Source organism: Desulfosporosinus sp. FKB, assembly GCF_002196705.1.
Lineage (GTDB): Bacteria > Bacillota > Desulfitobacteriia > Desulfitobacteriales > Desulfitobacteriaceae > Desulfosporosinus.
On sequence record NZ_NADJ01000033.1, the window covers coordinates 196,426 to 214,494 of the forward strand.

Consider the following 18,069-nt stretch of genomic DNA (forward strand, 5'->3'; position numbering starts at 1 on the left):
AATAACATGCAAGAAAATGTGAGCCATGAAGGAAAGAAAAATCCTTCCGGAAGTATTAACTCAGCAATGATTGTGGAAGCCATAAAAGATGCTTTTAAAAAATTAAACCCATCAATCATGTGGCGTAATCCAGTGATGTTTGTGGTAGAGATCGTGGCTGTCTTAAGTACCTATTTCGTATTAAGAGATTTGTTAACGCATGCGAAGACGTTAGGGTTTAATACTCAAATTGCTATTTGGTTATGGATTACAGTTATTTTTGCAAACTTTTCTGAGGCCATCGCTGAGGGGCGAGGAAAAGCACAAGCCTCAGCTTTGCGGAAAACGAGGAGTGAGACCTTAGCTAAAAAGCTCGATGGAGAAAAGATAGTCAATGTCCCTGCCCCGGATTTACGCAAAGATGACGTTGTGTTAGTGGAAGCCGGGGATGTTATCCCCGGTGACGGTGAAGTCATTGAAGGTATTGCGTCCGTTGATGAAAGCGCCGTTACAGGAGAATCGGCCCCTGTTATTCGTGAATCTGGTGGTGATCGAAGTTCTGTAACCGGCGGGACGAAAGTTTTATCGGACTGGATCAAAGTAAAAATTACAGCAAACCCTGGAGAAACGTTCCTCGACCGGATGATTCATTTGGTTGAAGGTGCCAAACGGCAAAAAACTCCGAATGAAATTGCCTTAACGATTTTACTTTTAGGTTTGACAATCATCTTCTTGCTTGCGGTTGCGACCCTTGAACCTTATGCTATTTATTCGGGCACCATCGTAGCAGTCCCCGTGCTTGCTGCTCTGTTGGTTTGCCTTATTCCCACCACCATTGGAGGACTGCTCAGTGCTATTGGGATTGCCGGTATGGACCGTTTGTTAAAACGCAATGTCTTGGCAATGTCTGGCCGGGCAGTGGAAGCTGCCGGAGATGTCAATGTTTTGTTGCTCGATAAGACGGGCACAATTACCTTGGGCAACAGAATGGCAACAGAATTTATTCCCGCGCCGGGTGTACCGGCTGAAAAATTGGCCGATGCAGCCCAAATCTCTTCTCTTGCTGATGAAACCCCTGAAGGACGCAGTATCGTAATCTTAGCTAAAGAAAAATATAATCTAAGAGAACGCGATATCAACAATTTAGGAGCCACCTTTATACCGTTTAGTGCTCAAACAAGAATGAGCGGTGTCAACTTGGAAGGGCGAGAAATCCGCAAAGGGGCAACGGATGCCATTGAAAAATATGTCCGAGAACAAGGCGGGATTATGCACCCTGATGTGATTACTGCTGTTGAGGATATTGCCAAAAAAGGGGGCACACCTTTAGTTGTCGCAGAAGGAGCTCAAGCCTTGGGGGTTATTCATCTTAAAGACGTTGTCAAAGGCGGCATTAGAGAACGTTTTGCTCAACTCCGTAAAATGGGTATTAAAACGGTTATGATTACGGGCGACAATCCATTAACAGCGGCTGCCATCGCAGCAGAGGCAGGGGTTGATGATTTCTTAGCCGAGGCTACCCCGGAAGCAAAGCTGAAACTCATCAGAGATTACCAAAATAAGGGACATCTTGTGGCCATGACAGGGGATGGAACAAATGATGCTCCGGCACTTGCTCAAGCAGACGTAGGCGTTGCTATGAACAGTGGTACTCAGGCTGCCAAGGAAGCAGGGAATATGGTTGACTTGGACAGCAACCCTACAAAACTCATTGAAGTTGTGGAGATTGGCAAACAGCTATTAATGACCAGAGGCTCTCTAACAACGTTCAGTATCGCCAATGATGTGGCCAAATACTTTGCCATTATACCCGCCTTATTCTTTGCAACTTACCCGCAATTGAAGATATTAAACATTATGCACCTGGCTACACCCCAAAGTGCTATCCTATCAGCGGTAATCTTTAACGCCTTAATTATCGTAGCTTTAGTTCCTCTTGCTTTACGTGGGGTTAAGTACGAACCGCTGGGAGCAAACATTATCTTAAGAAAAAATCTTTTGTTCTATGGACTAGGCGGATTAATAGTACCATTTATCGGAATCAAAATTATAGATTTGATTATTTCTGCTTTAGGCTGGGCGTGAGGAGGGAGTCTTAAGATGCTAAAGCAATTTACAAAAGGTTTTGCCATGCTGCTTGTTATGATCGTTCTCACAGGGATTGCTTATCCCTTAGTTGTAACAGGTCTTGCTCAGTTGTTCTTTCCCCATCAAGCGAATGGTTCTCTTGCTTACAAAAATGGTCAAGTGGTTGGGTCCCAATTAATTGGACAGAATTTTACTGATCTCAAGTATTTCCAGCCCAGGCCTTCAGCCGCTGGTAAAGACGGTTATGATGCAACAGCATCCGGCGGGTCTAATTTGGGTCCAACGAACAAGGATTTTTTAAACAGTGTCGCTGAACGTGCCAATACTATTCGTCAACAAAATGGATTAAGCTCAAATCAAGCCGTTCCATCTGATCTTGTAACTGCATCAGCCAGTGGCTTAGACCCCGATATAACTCCAGAGGGAGCTATGATTCAAGTTTCCAGAATAGCAAAATTACGAAATCTGCCCGCTGAAACTGTTGAAAATCTGGTGCGGCATGACACCACTCCGCGTCAATTGGGGATATTCGGAGAGCCTAGGGTTAACGTTTTACGGCTAAACCTTGATCTCGATACCTTGACAAAATAAATTAACAGTCAAGCAGTTAACTATTTAACTGCTTGGCTTTTACTTTGCACTTATACTTGGAAAGTATAAACTTGAGTTGTAAACTTTCCAAGTATAAGTGCAACCGGGCGGCCGCAGGCCACGACGATAAGCGGGCGAGCTTGTCGCCATACTGTAACTCATTACGCATACTCCTGCAGTGTGGATTGGCCAAGTTTTCTTTATTTTAAAGGGAGGATAAAATGAACGAGAAACGACGAGTTAACCCCGATGAACTTTTAGCTGATATTCAAGACCAGTCTAAGGGAAAACTAACGGTTTTCCTGGGTGCCGCAGCAGGTGTCGGTAAAACTTATGCTATGTTAGAAGTTGCCAGGGAAAGACTCTCCGAAGGAATTAAACTCGTGGCAGGATGGGTTGAACCGCATGCTCGGCCTGAAACGATAGCTTTAATGGAAGGGATTCCTAAAGTTACGCCCAAAGACATTGAGTATCACGACAAGGTCTTGAAGGAAATGGACCTTGATGAACTACTCTCAATCCATCCTGATATTGTCTTAGTGGATGAATTAGCTCATACTAATGTGCCTGGATCACGTCATCTAAAACGTTACCAAGATGTTGAAGAACTCTTGGCAGTGGGCATTAACGTTTATACGACGATTAATATTCAGCATGTTGAAAGCTTTAATGATATCGTTGCTAAAATTACAGGAGTAACAGTACGCGAAACAGTTCCGGACTCGATTTTAGAAAATGCCAGAATACAATTGATCGACATTCCGACAGAGGCGTTAATTCAGCGTCTGGAAGAAGGAAAGATTTATGTTCCCAATCAAGCGAAACATGCTTTAGACAAGTTTTTTAGGCCGGGTAATATTAATGCTTTACGGGAACTATCCATGCGATTTGCAGCTCAGAGGGTCGATCGGCAGTTGGAATCTTACATGCGGGTTCACGGCATAGAGGGTCCATGGCCTGCCAGTGAACGGGTCATGGTTTGCATCAGTGCCAGTCCTTTTGGGGAACGGCTGATTAGAATGGGTAAACGAATTGCCGAAGGCATGAAAGCTGACCTTCTTGTTGTTTACATTGATACACCTTCCAATTTTCTGAACGAAAAGCAAAAGGACCAATTAGCTAAAAGCTTGCACTTAGCACAAGAATTGAATGCCGAAATCATATCATTAAGCGGTAATGATGTCGTCGAAGAGCTGCTTGAAGTTGCTCAGAAACGTAATGTAACTCAGATTATTATTGGTAAACCCGGGAATCTTAAATTTAGTGAACGCTTTATGGGCTCGATCGTTGAAAAGGTTCTTAGGCAAAGCCAAAATATTAGTGTCCATGTTATACCGGGAGATGGTTTAAAGGCTAGACAAGATCATGAAGTAAGAAAGATAAGTGTAAAAAAAGCCACTAATCTTATTCCGTATGTGACAACGTTTGTTGCACTGGCAGTTATTACAGTCATAGCGTGGTTAGGAAGTTCTGATTTGGGTCTGGTTAATACCGCTATGCTTTATTTGCTACCCGTCCTTCTAAGTGCTGGGCGTTACGGAAAAAAGATCGGTGTTTTCACAGCGATTGTATCGGTTATTACCTATGACTTTTTTACAATTCCCCCTGTTTTAACGTTTACTGTAGCGGATTTGAGGTATCTTATTAGTTTTGGCATTATGATTCTTATAGGCTATTATCTGGGTAATCTGTCAACTCGGTTAAGAATACAAATTATGAATTCTCGGCAGCGTGAGTCTCAAACTGCTGCGCTTTATTCTTTAAGCCGTGAAATTGCAGCTGTTTCCGAATTAGACATTGTATTAGAAAGTGTTGTGAAAAAAGTATCGGACATCATTCAAGGCGAGGTCGTTATCTTAGTTCCGGAAACAAATGGACAGTTAGCTTTACGAGCTAGCTCAAACTTGAAAAGCACATTTGACGAAAATGAAAGAGCTGTTGCCGCATGGGTTTTTCAAAATAATCAAATGGCGGGAAAGGGTACGGATACGCTTGGCGGTGCCAAAGGATTTTACCTGCCCTTAATATCAGAACAAGGGATTTGCGGAGTTCTTGGGGTACAACTTAAGAACTCAGAAAGGTATCTATTATCCGAAAAAAGGAGCTTGCTTGATGCCTTTGCAAGTTTGACTGCCTTAGCCATCGCTCGAATATCACTGGTCGAAAGAGCAAGAGAGGCTCAGCTATTAAGTGAGTCCGAAAAACTTCGGACAGCATTACTCAACTCAATTTCCCATGATTTACGAACTCCGCTTGCCTCAATGATCGGGGCTGTAACAAGCCTTTTAGAGAATGATAAACTCTTCGATACAGCTTCCAGGCAAGCTCTTCTTCAAACGATCAAAATTGGCGCCATGCGAATGAATAAATTAGTGAACAATTTGCTCGATATGGCCCGACTAGAAAGCGATATGCTTAAGTTAAACAAGGAGTGGTGTTCGATCAATGAAATTATTAAAGAAGCCATTAAAAGTTTTGATGAAAGTGTTCTGAGCAAGCGAGAAATCGTTTACGAAATTTCCAATAAAGATTTATTGATTAACGTTGACTTTGTCTTAATTAAGCAAGTTCTTACCAATCTCTTGGATAATGCCATGAAATATTCTAAACCAAATAGTCAAATTTATATAATGATTAGAAATAACGAACACCAAGTAGAGGTTTCCGTTCGCGATTGGGGGTTACCGATTCCTCCGGAAGATTTAGAGCATATTTTTGATAAGTTTTACCGAGTTCGTTCTCCTCGCCAGATTAGTGGCACGGGGTTAGGTTTAGCTATTTCAAAGGGAATCGTTGAACTTCACGGTGGAAGAATACAAGCCGAAAATAGTTCAAACAATGGAGGAGTTACTATTTCGTTTTCGATTCCATTGACCGAAATTCCCTCACATATTCCAGAAGAAATAGGAGATTACCATGAATGAGAAAGAAAAACGGATACTTGTAATTGATGATGAGCCTCAGATTCTCAGACTTCTAAAGGTTTCGCTATCCGTACATGGCTATGAGGTATATGAAGCTAATACTGCTGACGAAGGATTAAGAAAAATAAATGAAACTAAACCCGATCTAATTGTTTTAGATTTAGGACTTCCTGATTTAGATGGTATTGATGTTCTCACAAAGGTAAGAGAATCCTCGAAAGTACCGGTCGTTGTTCTGACTGCTCGTGAACATGAAAATGACAAAGTCCTAGCGTTTGATTTAGGAGCAGACGATTACGTAACCAAGCCTTTTGGTATGGGAGAACTTCTTGCTAGAATTCGGAATGCTCTGAGGCATAGCTATGATACTAGTGACGAAGAAATTTTGAAATTTGGAAATATAACCATTGATCTAGAGAACCGAGAAGTAAGAACTAATAGTAATCTGATCAAGTTGACACCGACTGAGTATCAATTACTGACCTTGTTAGCCCAAAATAAAGGGAAAATACTAACGCATCATCAGCTTCTCAGTACGATTTGGGGGCCGCATACAGATTCAAATAGTCACTATTTAAGGATATATATAGGACAGTTAAGGAAAAAATTGGAGCATGATCCTTCTGAACCGATTCACATTATTAATGAACCCGGAGTCGGGTATAAATTAGTCTAAGATGATGTGGTTTGAAGTAAGAGTTAATGCTTTTTCCATGACCTCTCATTGTAAAAAAAATTTGCCAATAAATAGATGATGATTACAAGTGGAAATGAGTAGGAATGTCTCCAATGTTTTAGATGGTAATAGCCAAGCCATGAGGCGATTGGCTGAACGATAAACGCCCCGCTCAGTCCTAATCCAATTGATTTAACGATTTGGTTCATAGTTGGTTTGAACTGAATTGTTGCCATAGCGGATACAGGCATCACACATAAATCCCAAACCAGATACGGTGGAATAAGAGGAATCTCTTTGATTGGGTAGGACCAAAGACCAAGTGCTAAACCAACTGCATCCATAAAATAGGTGGCAACCATAACAAAAAAGCCCGCTAATAGCAGGTGGTGGGTTTTATCTTTTGGCCGCATATATATCCATGAAAGCCATGAAACAACCCCTATCGCTAAAAGCAGCCACCACTTCCAAGTAAATAGAGTCGTTATTATCCATATGTGATAAACCTGAACATTAGCTAAATGAACTTTTTCAAGGACTTTTTCTAATTCAGGGATAATATAAATAACTATTTTTCGATCAGCGAAAACATTACATTGATGGATAAGGTCGTTTGTTTTGTCTAATTCGGGAAAGATATAAAAACGCATGATAGGCTTGACTCCTTACGCGTAAAAGAATAATGGAGACGAGATCATCATTTACAATTATTCCTTTGTTCAAGTTTCATTTTTTCGTATAAATAATTTGCACATAAATAAATAACAACTACAAAAGGGATAGAGTAGTAATGATACCAATACTTAGGGTTGTACAAGCCGGCAATAACAGCAAACGGTTGAATACATAAAGAGGCCACAAGTGATAGTATGATAGATTTTGTTATAGGTTTTATGTTAGGCATTATCTGCAGCATAAACATATTTCCAACAGGGATTGCGCTCAGATCAAATTCAGGAAAGGACGGAGTAAGTGGCACAGTTTTGGTTGGATAAGACCAAAGCCCCATGGCCGTACCTATTGTGTCAAGCCAACACACCAGGATCATGATAAAAAAGCCGGCGTACAACAAAGGTGTGCTGTTTTTTTTATCCCGCCAGACTACCCATGCCCACCAGGGGAGTACACATATGCAAACGGCCAACCACCATCTCCAAGTAAAAACAATTTGGCCTAACCATATTTTTTGAAGTTCAATATTGGCTTGATGCAATAATTCATTTGCCTGATCCATAGTAAAAAGATAGTACCCCCTAAACCGGCTAATTCATGCTGTTTATTGGTAAATGTGTTAATACCATCGTAATAATTATTCCTATGGCGGTTAAAGGCCATGTAATTTTGGGCTTTCTATGGTGCAGAATTAGCGTAGTAAAAAGTCCAGCATCAAATCCAAGGGACCACCATATGTTCCAGCCATTAAAATATATAAAAATATTCGCTGCAAAAGCAGTATATTCAAAAATTGCGTACACAACTGTCCACGCTAAAATATAAAGAATTATTTTAGTTATTTTTTGAGGGAAATATGGTAAATATATCAAAGCTATACAAGGGAAGGTAAAAATAGCTACAAAAATATCGTTGAAAGTATGGTTGGGCAATAAACCCGTATATTTCCATAATGGATAATTGGCATATAACATGTTATACAGGAAATCAAGAGAAATGAAATATAAAATTGTCGGGTAATACCTTTCCCAATTTCTAGCACTTATAGTATGTAGTATACCCAGACCCTTTAAAGATATGGGCATATTTCCATATCAATAGGTAATACTGAAATTATGAATATGACAAGTGTAATGTATCTGATGATTAGCTTATTGATTCCTTTAGTATTTCTTATAATCTTAATGAAGTTGGAAACCAAACTTGTTTTACTGATGGCTCCTTACGCTTGTATAGGGGCTTATGTCATCAACGCAATTGGATTTGGCGGAAGATTTTGGTACCTTAAACCGTTACTAGGTAATAATAGTTTAACGCCATTACCAGTAAATTTAATCTTCTATCCAACTCTAGGATGTTATTTCCTATATTTTTCGGATAATTTAAAAATAAGTAAATATTTACTGCTGCTTATTTTTGTGGTGATGACTTCATTTTTTGAGTACCTTCTAATTTTGACAAAATGGTTATCCTATAGCCATGGTTGGAATATTTTCTATACATCTATTACATATCTGATCTCATATGGGAGTGGTTATTTATCCTATTGCTGGCTAAAACGTTTCTACAATCATAAGAATTAGTCAAGTCCCCCCCATCGAGCCCTGATGTTCAGCTTGAGCTGAACGAGTTCACTTTCTTAGGAGGTACAAACAATGAAAGCTAATAAACTTAAGGTTTTGGGTTCCTTGTCGGCGTTAATAGCGACCGGGTATGCAATAGAACATCGAAACGAAGCAATCAGAAAAACAAGGAATCGGAGAATAATGTTAGCTACATTACCACTGGCGGCTTTATCTGTTAAGCCTCTTTTACGTAAGAGGATTCAGAAAAAGGTTGCGGATGCGGTTACCACAATAACAACAGATGAATATAACCAAAATATTATGGAATTGTGGACAGCTATAAAACGTGCAGATATCCATAACATCATGGAAATCAACCTTAGAGCGACTCAAGGGACAGCTATTACAAGACCGATAGGAACGCCTAAAAAGTTTGATGGTTATGACAATATAATGTTCATACCACCACAGCTTACCGATCTTTCTAAGCCCGGTAATACCAAAATTGATATGGAAGTTGTGATTGGTAAGAAGGCCAGTAAACCATTAATACTGCCCATTCCATTGATTATTTCTGGAATGGCCTATGGTATAGCTTTGAGTGAAAAAGCTAAAAGGGCCCTAGCCAGAGGGGCAAAAACGGCTGGTACTGCAATCTGTTCCGGTGAAGGTCCGTACTTAGAGGAAGAGCGGCGGGAAGCAGGGAGATATATCCTGCAAATTTCTAATTGGCCATGGGGATTACGCAAAGATGAGGAAATTTTAGCTGCGGACATGTTAGAAATCCAAGTTGGACAAGGGGCACAAATGGGATCCTATTATGTTGCTCCGGAGGAAATCAAAGGAAAGGCTCGGAGACTCATGGGGTTATCTCGGAATGAAGGTATAAGTCGAATGCCTGCACCTCCTGGTATACTGAGTAACCATGATTGGCCACCTTTTTTCAGGAAGATTCGCCAAAGAGCTCATGGTATTCCCATTGGAATTAAAATGATGGCTACTGAAAAAATTGAAGAAGAGTTGGCCAAGGCTTTGGAATACGGGGTTGATGTTATTGCAATAGACGGTGCGCAGGGCGGCGCATTAAACTCAAATCCGACGATGCAGGATGACTTTGGAATTCCAAGTCTGCATGCTTTAGTTCGGGCAGTTAAATTTTTGAATGATCAAAGAGTAAGAGACCAAGTCAGCCTGATTGTATCTGGCGGATATTTCAATCCTGGAAGTTGTCTTAAAGCCATCGCACTGGGCGCTGATGCTATTTATCTTGGAACCCTTCCTTTATATGCAATGGTTAATAAACAACATCAGAAAGTTTTACCCTGGGAACCCCCTACAACTCTTGTGAGCTATGCATCTAAATATAACCATAAGTTGGATAAAGGGGTAAGTGCCGAGAGAGTTGCTAATGTTTTGCGTTCAATGGTTGTAGAAATGGAACAAGTTTTACGCAGCTTGGGTAAAACGTCTCTTCATGAGCTTAGCCCTAAAGATTTAGTCGCCCTTGATGATTTTTCCAGTCAATTAACAGGAATCAAGAAAGCATACTAGTTTATATTTAACAATATTGCTTGGTTTAAAAATTGATATTATGATGGTACGTTAATAATTGCAAGCTGTGTCCATGCATAGCTTGTTTTTTTATAATTAACTTGCTATCGCCCCAATATTGGGCTATCATGTCCCGAAGTGAATAAAATTATTGTAATGCAACAACTTAGAAAATTGGAGCAAGCAGGGGCTTGAGCATAAATAAAGCATTAAACCTTAATGAGAACTTTTGTAAAGTGAGGCTCGGCAAGTTGGAGATTAATGAAGAAAGCTTAAAGAAGAAATAGAAAGTTTCTATAATTATATTATGCTATAATTATATATAAAGGTAATGTTTGATCATTAGGAGTGAATATGTTTGAATTCGGACAACAAAAATTTCGATCCTAAGACTATTGCCAAAGAAAACGATAGTCCCATTTGTGATACTGTATGCATTCATCCAGAGGTAATTAATAATTTTGACAATAAACTTATCCTTCATGAACAGGCTGAAGATTTAGCCGAGTTGTTTAAATCTTTGGCTGACCCGACGCGAGTGAGAATAATCGACGCTCTTGCCAAAGCTGAATTATGTGTCTGCGATTTAGCAGAACTATTAAACCTAAGCCAATCGGCAACCTCTCATCAATTACGTGTACTGCGTGGCAATAAGCTGGTAAAATATCGTCGTGAGGGAAAAATGGTTTATTATGCTTTGGACGACGAACACGTTTTAGGTTTATATAGCCAAGGGCTTGAACATATTAATGAGCATACGATTACAAAGTAAGAAATACGCAGGAAATCATAGTTAACGATTATCTGTTAAAAGCTATCAGGATAAAATGCATGAAAAAGGAATATTTCAAAAAATCTAACCTTTGCAAAACATAAGGATATTTGCTACTATACATATGAACAAATATTCATATGATAATATGTTTGGATATAAATTGAGTAAAGAGAGGAGAAAAAAGGTGGCGACAGATAAAATTGCGCAAAAATGCTGCCCCGGGCATAATCATGACCAGGAGAAGAATGCTGATCATAAACAAACCTATAACCATAACAGGCAAGAACGGGTGAACTATCGAATAGAGGGCGAGTTTTGCCCAAACTGTGCCGCCAAGATGGAAAGGGCATTGAGCTCAACGGAGGGAATTGGGGAGACAACAATCAACTTTGCATTAAAGACCGTGCTTTTGCCACCTTCAATGAAAGATCAAGCCCAAAAAATTATGGCGGGGATTGAACCAGGTGTAAAGCTGGCAGCAATCCAAGAAGAAAGGGCTCTTGAAGAAACTAAAAATGATACCGAAGAACATTTGGATCGCAAGCATCTGCTGACAATCCTAGTTGCGGCAGTGCTTTTAGCGATTGGTTTGGTGTTTGGTTCATATTGGCGTAACAGTAGGCTGGAAGTCCTGGACTATGTGATATACTTGGCTGCCTATTTACTTGTTGGTTTTAAGGTGTTGAAGAAAGCAATGCGTAATATTTTTCGGGGAGCGATCTTTGATGAAAATTTCTTGATGGCACTAGCTACGGTTGGGGCTATAGCCATTCATCAACTTTCGGAAGCTGTTGGTGTTATGCTGTTTTATTCTGTCGGTGAACTTATAGAGGGCCGGGCGGCTGATCGCTCCCGCCGTTCCATTAAGTCTTTGCTTAATATTCGTCCGGACTATGCTAATTTGATCAATCAACTTGACGTCACCAAAGTTGATCCTGAAGATGTTTTAGTAGGGCAACAAATTTTAGTCCGTCCTGGGGAGAAAGTTCCGCTCGATGGTGAGATTTTACATGGGAGTTCATTTGTTGATACTTCGGCATTAACAGGGGAGTCTGTTCCGCGTAAGGTGAACGTTGGGGATACAATTCTGGCCGGAATGATAAATAATTCCGGTGCCTTAACGGTTAAAGTTGTTCGCCAATTTGCTGATTCCTCCGTACAAAAAATATTAGATTTAGTAGAGAACGCTAGTTCACGCAAAGCAAATACAGAGAAGTTTGTTACGACGTTCGCCAGGTATTATACCCCCGGTGTTGTGATAGTCGCATTAGGGATAGCTTTAATTCCGCCGCTTTTTATGGGTGGAGTTTTCAGCGATTGGTTATATCGGGCTATGACAATTTTAGTTATCTCTTGTCCTTGCGCTCTTGTCATTTCTGTCCCCCTGGGTTATTTTGGAGGGATTGGGGGTGCTTCCAGGCATGGAATTTTAGTGAAAGGAGCAAATTATCTCGAAGCTTTAACCAATGTACGGACTGTTTTGTTTGACAAAACAGGAACTTTAACAGAAGGGGTCTTCCAAGTTGTTAAAATTGCCCCGGCTCAAGATTTCACGGCAAGTACCCTGCTCGAGTTGGCAGCTAAAGCGGAAGCCCATTCGAGTCATCCTATAGCAAAGTCTATTAGAGAAAAATATGGGAAGGTTCCTAGGGCTGAAGAAATTGATCAATACCAAGAAATAAGCGGTCAAGGGATTCGGGCAACGATTAATGGCCAATACATCATAGCGGGAAAAGAAGGACTTATCAAGCTAGCGGGAGTTAAAGTTCCTTCCATTAAAGAAGCGGGAACCTTGGTCCACCTCGCTATCGATGGAGCATACGCAGGTTATATTTTGATAGCTGATCGGGTTAAAGTCGGGTCGCGTGAAACTATTACCCGTCTAAATAATGCCGGAATAAAAACTGTCATGTTAACTGGTGATCAGGAAAAAGTGGCTCAGGTGATAGCAGAAGATTTGCAAATTAGCGAGTACCATTCTAATTTACTTCCGGAGAATAAAGTAGCCTGGTTAGAAAACTATATAAAACAGCCCGATAAAGGCAAAGTTGTTTTTGTCGGTGATGGGATTAATGATGCTCCCGTCTTAACACGTGCCGATATTGGTGTTGCAATGGGTGGTTTGGGATCAGACGCAGCGATTGAAGCTGCTGACGTGGTTCTAATGGAAGACCAACCTGCTAAACTTATTGATGCCATTGATATTGCACGATATACTAAGAAAATCATTTGGCAAAACATTGCTTTCGCATTAATTATTAAGTTGGGTTTTATCATACTTGGAATGTTTGGCATAGCTAATATGTGGGAGGCTGTTTTTGCCGATGTGGGAGTTGCTGTACTCGCTATTCTCAATGCCACACGCGTTATTAGGTACTCAATTTCCAGTAAAATGACGAAAAATAGTATGTATTTAGCAAAGGAACAAGTAATAATACCTTAGGACTATAAAATCGAGGTTGCTTTAGTTCTTCGGAAGATTTGCTGCGTTAATTGGCAAAGGCGTTGACTAAGCTTAAAAAGCTTATTGTCAACGCCTCTTTTGTTAGGAGTATAGGGGATTTTGCCTCGTTTTGAATACTTTTTTGTGATTATTCCGGTCGGATTGTCCATACTCTCCTGGAGATTTCTTCGGGATCAACGGTTATCCGGGCCACGCCGCTGTCCATAGCGGCTTTGGCGACTGCTGCGGCAACGGCCGGAGCAACACGGGGATCGAAGGCCTTCGGAATGACGTAATCAGGGTTAAGTTCTTCGTCACTAACCAAGCTGGCAATGGCATAGGCTGCAGCGATCTTCATGGTTTCATTAATCTGCGTGGCGTGAACATCCAGAGCACCTCTAAAGATCCCGGGAAAGGCGGATACATTGTTAACTTGGTTTGGATAATCGGAACGTCCCGTTCCTACCACTTTAGCTCCGGCTTCTTTGGCCAGATCAGGCATGATTTCCGGAATCGGGTTTGCCATGGCAAAGATGATGGGGTCAGCTGCCATGGATTTAATCATCTCAGGTGTTACGGTATTGGCAGCTGAAACACCGATGAAGACATCAGCATCTACCAAGGCGTCGGCGAGTGTTCCGGCCAGTTTCTGAAGATTGGTTACTTCAGCAATGGTGTCTTTGGATTTATTCATTCCAACAGGGCGGCCTTGATAGATGGTTCCTTTGGTATCACACATAATCACATCTTTAACACCCATACTCATAAGCAATTTAATAATAGCTACGCCCGCAGCACCGGCCCCGTTGGTTACCACGCGAATATTATCCAATCGTTTGCCAACGGCCTTAAGTGCATTAATCATACCTGCCATAACAACGATGGCCGTGCCGTGCTGATCATCATGGAAAACGGGAATATTCATTTCCCTTTTGAGACGTTCTTCAATCTCAAAGCAGGCCGGTGCACTGATGTCTTCCAAGTTAATCCCGCCAAAGGTTGGTTCCAATAGTTTTACCGTCTCAACCACTTGATCAATATCTTCCGTGTTTAAGCAGATGGGGAAGGCATCGACACCAGCAAAGGTTTTAAAGAGCACGGATTTTCCTTCCATGACCGGCAGGGAAGCGGGTGCCCCGATATTCCCTAAGCCGAGAACCGCTGTTCCATTAGAGACAACAGCTACATAATTGCCTTTGTTTGTGTAAATATAGGCTAAGTCTTTATCTTTCTGAATATCTAAACAAGGTTCGGCAACTCCCGGTGAGTAGGCAAGGGATAAATCACGGCTGTTGCGTACCGGAACCTTACTGTGCACCTCTAATTTCCCTACATTGCTGCGATGCAGCTCTAAAGCTTCTTCTCGTAATGTTCTCATTCAGCAAATCTCCTCCTCCTGAAAATTTTACTTATAGTGTGGGGAAATATGATGTTCTACTATTTTCGAAGCCAGCGGTCAAGAGCAAATTTGTTAATTTCGCGGTTTAAGTCCGCCAGGCTTGTGGTGAGAGGTATTTCCTTCGGACAAGCACGGACACAGTTCTGGGCATTGCCGCAATCGGCAATGCCGCCTTCATCGAGCAGCGGAGCTAACCGTTCGTGTTTATTCATTTCACCGGTTGGGTGAGCGTTAAAGAGGCGGACCTGGGATATTGCCGACGGTCCGATGAATTTTGAGCGGGAATTAACTTGCGGGCAAGCTTCCATACAGCATCCGCAGGTCATACACTTAGACAATTCGTATGCCCACTGGCGTTTGGCTTCAGCCAAACGCGGGCCCGAACCCAAATTGTAAGTTCCATCAATGGGAATCCAGGCATGGACTTTTTTGAGATTGTCGAACATGATTTGCCGATCGACCATTAGGTCCCGTACCAGCGGGAATTTCGTCAGAGGTTCAAGGACAATCGGCTGCTCCAGGTGGTCGATCAGGGCAGAGCAGGCTTGTTTCGCTTTCCCGTTAATAATCATCGTACAAGCCCCGCAAACTTCTTCTAAGCAGTTACATTCCCAAACAACGGGCGTTGTCTTTTTCCCTGAAGAGGTGACAGGATTCTTCTGTATCTCCATTAAACAGGAAATAACATTTAATTTTTCCCGGTAAGGAACATCAAATTCTTCCCAACGGCTTGGCTTATCCGGACCGTCTTGACGACGAATTTTAAAGTGAATTACTTTTTGCTGAGCCATTCTATGTTTCGCCTCCAATTCTCTTAATAATGACGCGGACGCGGTGGAATCAGAGATACATCGACATCGTCATAACTGATTTCCGGGCCGCTGGGTGTCCAACGGGCGATGGTTGTCTTCAAAAAGTTAACATCGTCGCGCTCAGGAAATTCCGGTTTATAATGTGCTCCCCGGCTTTCGTTGCGCTTTAGGGCTCCTAAAGTAATAACCCTTGCCAGTTCCAACATATTCCACAGCTGCCGAATAAACGTTCCTTCCTGAGTTCCCCATTGAACAGTATCGCTTCTGCCAATGTTATGCCAGCGTTTCATGAGGTCCTGAAGTACAAGGTCGGTTTCTGCCAACTTATCGTTATAGCGAATAACGGTGACATTTAATGTCATAATTTCGCCTAATTCTTTGTGGAGTAGGTAGGGGTTTTCCGGACCTTTCATCGTCATGACTTTAGTCCATTTTTCATCTTCGAGTTTCTTCTCTTTAAGAAAAGCCGGCTCACTGCCGCTGGGGGTTTTAATCTTGTTTTTCGTAATATACTCCATTACTTTTGGCCCGGCGACCATCCCGCCATAGATTGCGGAAAGCAGAGAGTTGGCCCCTAAGCGGTTTGCACCATGATATTGGTACTCGCACTCTCCCGCGGCAAAAAGTCCGGGAATGTTGGTCATCTGGTTGTAATCAACCCAAAGCCCGCCCATAGAATAGTGAACAGCAGGGAAAATTCTCATAGGTACTTTCTTGGGATCGTCACCAACAAACTTTTCGTAAATTTCCAGGATGCCGCCCAATTTAACTTGTAAGACATTGGGATCAATATGCGACAGATCAAGGTAGACCATGTTTTCCCCGTTTACCCCAAGACCTTTGTTGAAGACAACTTCGTAGATAGCCCGGGTTGCGATATCACGGGGGACTAGGTTGCCATAGTCCGGATACATTTCCTCGAGGAAATACCAGGGTTGCCCGTCTTTGTAGGTCCAGATTCGGCCGCCTTCTCCGCGTGCTGATTCCGACATCAGCCTGAGTTTGTCATCGCCCGGAATAGCGGTAGGGTGAATCTGAATGAATTCTCCATTGGCATAGTTTACGCCTTGTTGATACAGCGCCGCTGCAGCGCTTCCTGTGCAAATGGAAGAGTTTGTGCTCTTGCCAAAGACTGCGCCCGGTCCGCCGGCGGCGATAATTACCGCATCGCCGGCGAAGGACTCGATACTCATATCCCGCAAGTTCTGGGCAACAATCCCTTTGCATATGCCTTCATCAATTACGGCCGAGAGCAGTTCCCACTGTTCATATTTCTGAATCATGCCTTCAACTTCATAACGCCGAACCTGCTCATCAAGTGCATAGAGCAGCTGCTGACCGGTGGTAGCCCCTGCAAAGGCGGTTCTATGAAACTTTGTTCCGCCGAAGCGGCGGAAATCCAGTAATCCTTCTGAAGTACGGCTAAACATTACGCCCATGCGATCCATCATGTGTATAATTGCCGGTGCCTCATCACACATTGCTTTGACCGGCGGCTGATTTGCCAGAAAATCTCCGCCGTAAACCGTATCATCAAAGTGCAGCCATGTAGAGTCTCCTTCTCCTTTGGTATTAACAGCTCCGTTAATACCTCCCTGAGCACATACTGAGTGTGAACGTTTAACCGGTACTAAAGAAAATAAGTCGACGTGCGTACCGGCTTCGGCCATCTTGATCGTTGCCATTAACCCGGCGAGGCCGCCTCCCACTACGATGACTTTACTCATTCCTGACCCTCCTAATTTTAGTAGTTTACTGGACATCTTCTGTGTGCTTCCTCTGAGGTCTATAGTGATTTTTTAAGGTGGAATGTATAAATTAGAGGAATGCTGTTAGGTCGGTTAAACCAACCGCTGACAGCAGTACGAAAACGATCCCTAAAGCATAAGACAACACTTTTTGGGAATGAGGTCCAATGGCAATTCCCCATGTGATGGCAAAGGCCCATAAGCCGTTAACGAAATGAAAGATCGCCAATAGAACGCCTAGAGCGTAGAAGATCAGTCCATATGGATTACTGACGAAATGTTGGAGCGCTGCGAAACTAGCTTCGCCAAAACGCAGCAGGTAAACGTGAGTAATAATAAAGATGATTGTGTAGATACCAGAAATTCGTTGGATGATATAGAACCAGTTTCTTGCATACTTATAATCTAAAACATTGCTTTGACTGGTATAAACCACCCAGGCTCCATAAATGGCGTGAACAAGAATGGGAATAAAGATAACTATAAGTTCAACGACAATAATCCCGGGGAAGTTTCGCATGGTACCGATAACTTTGTCATACATTTCCGGCCCCCCGCGGGCCGATAGATTCAGAATCATGTGAAACGTTAAAAACAGACCGATGGGTACTAGACCTAATAAAGAATGGACTCTGCGAATCAAGAAATGATATGGCTTTTGTGTTATACTCATAAATCCCGGATCCTCTCCTCTCAATCGCTTAATAGCAAAACGCTGTTGATGCGCAAGAGTAATTGCAAGGGATATGCCAAACTAAGATGAATTAACTTTATTTTCAGAAAATAGTTCAAAAACCATTGTTAAGTCTTATCTGCACTATGTTCAGCCATCCAACAATAAATTTA

General features: G+C 42.0%; 13 protein-coding genes. 7 read left to right on the forward strand and 6 right to left on the reverse strand.

All coding sequences use genetic code 11. The features are described 5' to 3' along the window. Nucleotides 1-6 precede the first annotated feature (6 nt). The 4 genes from kdpB to B5Y67_RS12005 all read left to right on the forward strand — a co-directional run bounded on the left by kdpB (nucleotide 7) and on the right by B5Y67_RS12005 (nucleotide 6,258). Nucleotides 7-2,064 (forward strand): potassium-transporting ATPase subunit KdpB, encoded by a 2,058-nt coding sequence (gene kdpB, locus B5Y67_RS11990; RefSeq protein ID WP_088226665.1) that lies wholly within the window; start codon nucleotides 7-9, stop codon nucleotides 2,062-2,064. Between the two features lie 15 nt (nucleotides 2,065-2,079). After that, entirely contained in the window at nucleotides 2,080-2,658 is a 579-nt protein-coding gene (gene kdpC / locus B5Y67_RS11995; protein ID WP_088226666.1) for a potassium-transporting ATPase subunit KdpC, read from the forward strand. Nucleotides 2,659-2,879: 221 nt separating this feature from the next. Then, nucleotides 2,880-5,582: a sensor histidine kinase KdpD gene (locus tag B5Y67_RS12000; protein WP_088226667.1), complete on the forward strand. Its 2,703-nt coding sequence runs from the start codon at nucleotides 2,880-2,882 to the stop codon at nucleotides 5,580-5,582. After that, the gene (locus B5Y67_RS12005; protein ID WP_088226668.1) at nucleotides 5,575-6,258 is read left to right on the forward strand and encodes a response regulator; all 684 of its coding nucleotides are present in this window, start codon (nucleotides 5,575-5,577) and stop codon (nucleotides 6,256-6,258) included. Before B5Y67_RS12000 ends, B5Y67_RS12005 begins: the two co-directional genes overlap by 8 nt. Before the next feature lie 23 nt (nucleotides 6,259-6,281). Here the strand turns inward: B5Y67_RS12005 and B5Y67_RS12010 are convergent, their stop codons facing one another. Together B5Y67_RS12010 and B5Y67_RS12015 are read right to left on the reverse strand one after the other, a co-directional pair. Then, nucleotides 6,282-6,908 (reverse strand): CBO0543 family protein, encoded by a 627-nt coding sequence (locus B5Y67_RS12010; protein ID WP_088226669.1) that lies wholly within the window; start codon nucleotides 6,906-6,908, stop codon nucleotides 6,282-6,284. A 47-nt stretch (nucleotides 6,909-6,955) separates the two neighbouring features. Continuing rightward, nucleotides 6,956-7,492 carry a CBO0543 family protein gene (locus B5Y67_RS12015; protein WP_088226670.1) on the reverse strand — a complete coding sequence of 179 codons (537 nt, stop codon included), beginning with the start codon at nucleotides 7,490-7,492 and terminating at the stop codon, nucleotides 6,956-6,958. A gap of 1,093 nt (nucleotides 7,493-8,585) precedes the next feature. Here B5Y67_RS12015 and B5Y67_RS12030 point away from each other — a divergent pair. The 3 genes from B5Y67_RS12030 (at nucleotide 8,586) to B5Y67_RS12040 (ending at nucleotide 13,264) form a co-directional block, all read left to right on the forward strand. After that, nucleotides 8,586-10,046, forward strand: a complete 1,461-nt coding sequence (locus B5Y67_RS12030) for an FMN-binding glutamate synthase family protein (protein ID WP_088226673.1) — start codon at nucleotides 8,586-8,588, stop codon at nucleotides 10,044-10,046. A 358-nt stretch (nucleotides 10,047-10,404) separates the two neighbouring features. After that, complete coding sequence (locus B5Y67_RS12035) at nucleotides 10,405-10,818, forward strand: metalloregulator ArsR/SmtB family transcription factor (RefSeq protein ID WP_282432772.1); 414 nt, start codon at nucleotides 10,405-10,407, stop codon at nucleotides 10,816-10,818. Nucleotides 10,819-11,110: 292 nt separating this feature from the next. Further along, a complete protein-coding gene (locus tag B5Y67_RS12040) occupies nucleotides 11,111-13,264 on the forward strand; it encodes a heavy metal translocating P-type ATPase (protein WP_282432773.1) in 2,154 nt (717 codons plus the stop codon). 148 nt (nucleotides 13,265-13,412) lie between these two features. Here B5Y67_RS12040 and B5Y67_RS12045 read toward each other — a convergent pair whose 3' ends face one another. The 4 genes from B5Y67_RS12045 to B5Y67_RS12060 form a co-directional block, all read right to left on the reverse strand. Next, entirely contained in the window at nucleotides 13,413-14,642 is a 1,230-nt protein-coding gene (locus B5Y67_RS12045) for a malic enzyme-like NAD(P)-binding protein (RefSeq protein WP_088226675.1), read from the reverse strand. A gap of 59 nt (nucleotides 14,643-14,701) precedes the next feature. After that, nucleotides 14,702-15,454: a succinate dehydrogenase iron-sulfur subunit gene (gene sdhB, locus B5Y67_RS12050; RefSeq protein ID WP_088226676.1), complete on the reverse strand. Its 753-nt coding sequence runs from the start codon at nucleotides 15,452-15,454 to the stop codon at nucleotides 14,702-14,704. A 23-nt stretch (nucleotides 15,455-15,477) separates the two neighbouring features. Beyond that, nucleotides 15,478-17,202 (reverse strand): succinate dehydrogenase flavoprotein subunit, encoded by a 1,725-nt coding sequence (gene sdhA, locus B5Y67_RS12055; RefSeq protein WP_088226677.1) that lies wholly within the window; start codon nucleotides 17,200-17,202, stop codon nucleotides 15,478-15,480. 91 nt (nucleotides 17,203-17,293) lie between these two features. Next, nucleotides 17,294-17,896 carry a succinate dehydrogenase cytochrome b558 subunit gene (locus B5Y67_RS12060; protein WP_088226678.1) on the reverse strand — a complete coding sequence of 201 codons (603 nt, stop codon included), beginning with the start codon at nucleotides 17,894-17,896 and terminating at the stop codon, nucleotides 17,294-17,296. Between the last annotated feature and the right edge of the window lie 173 nt (nucleotides 17,897-18,069).

Excerpts from the sequence above, each read along its gene's own strand:
- kdpB (WP_088226665.1), top strand. The coding sequence starts at position 7 with ATGCAAGAAAATGTGAGCCATGAAGGAAAGAAAAATCCTTCCGGAAGT.
- kdpC (WP_088226666.1), top strand. The coding sequence starts at position 2,080 with ATGCTAAAGCAATTTACAAAAGGTTTTGCCATGCTGCTTGTTATGATC.
- B5Y67_RS12000 (WP_088226667.1), top strand. The coding sequence starts at position 2,880 with ATGAACGAGAAACGACGAGTTAACCCCGATGAACTTTTAGCTGATATT.
- B5Y67_RS12005 (WP_088226668.1), top strand. The coding sequence starts at position 5,575 with ATGAATGAGAAAGAAAAACGGATACTTGTAATTGATGATGAGCCTCAG.
- B5Y67_RS12010 (WP_088226669.1), bottom strand. The coding sequence starts at position 6,908 with ATGCGTTTTTATATCTTTCCCGAATTAGACAAAACAAACGACCTTATC.
- B5Y67_RS12015 (WP_088226670.1), bottom strand. The coding sequence starts at position 7,492 with ATGGATCAGGCAAATGAATTATTGCATCAAGCCAATATTGAACTTCAA.
- B5Y67_RS12030 (WP_088226673.1), top strand. The coding sequence starts at position 8,586 with ATGAAAGCTAATAAACTTAAGGTTTTGGGTTCCTTGTCGGCGTTAATA.
- B5Y67_RS12045 (WP_088226675.1), bottom strand. The coding sequence starts at position 14,642 with ATGAGAACATTACGAGAAGAAGCTTTAGAGCTGCATCGCAGCAATGTA.
- sdhB (WP_088226676.1), bottom strand. The coding sequence starts at position 15,454 with ATGGCTCAGCAAAAAGTAATTCACTTTAAAATTCGTCGTCAAGACGGT.
- sdhA (WP_088226677.1), bottom strand. The coding sequence starts at position 17,202 with ATGAGTAAAGTCATCGTAGTGGGAGGCGGCCTCGCCGGGTTAATGGCA.
- B5Y67_RS12060 (WP_088226678.1), bottom strand. The coding sequence starts at position 17,896 with ATGAGTATAACACAAAAGCCATATCATTTCTTGATTCGCAGAGTCCAT.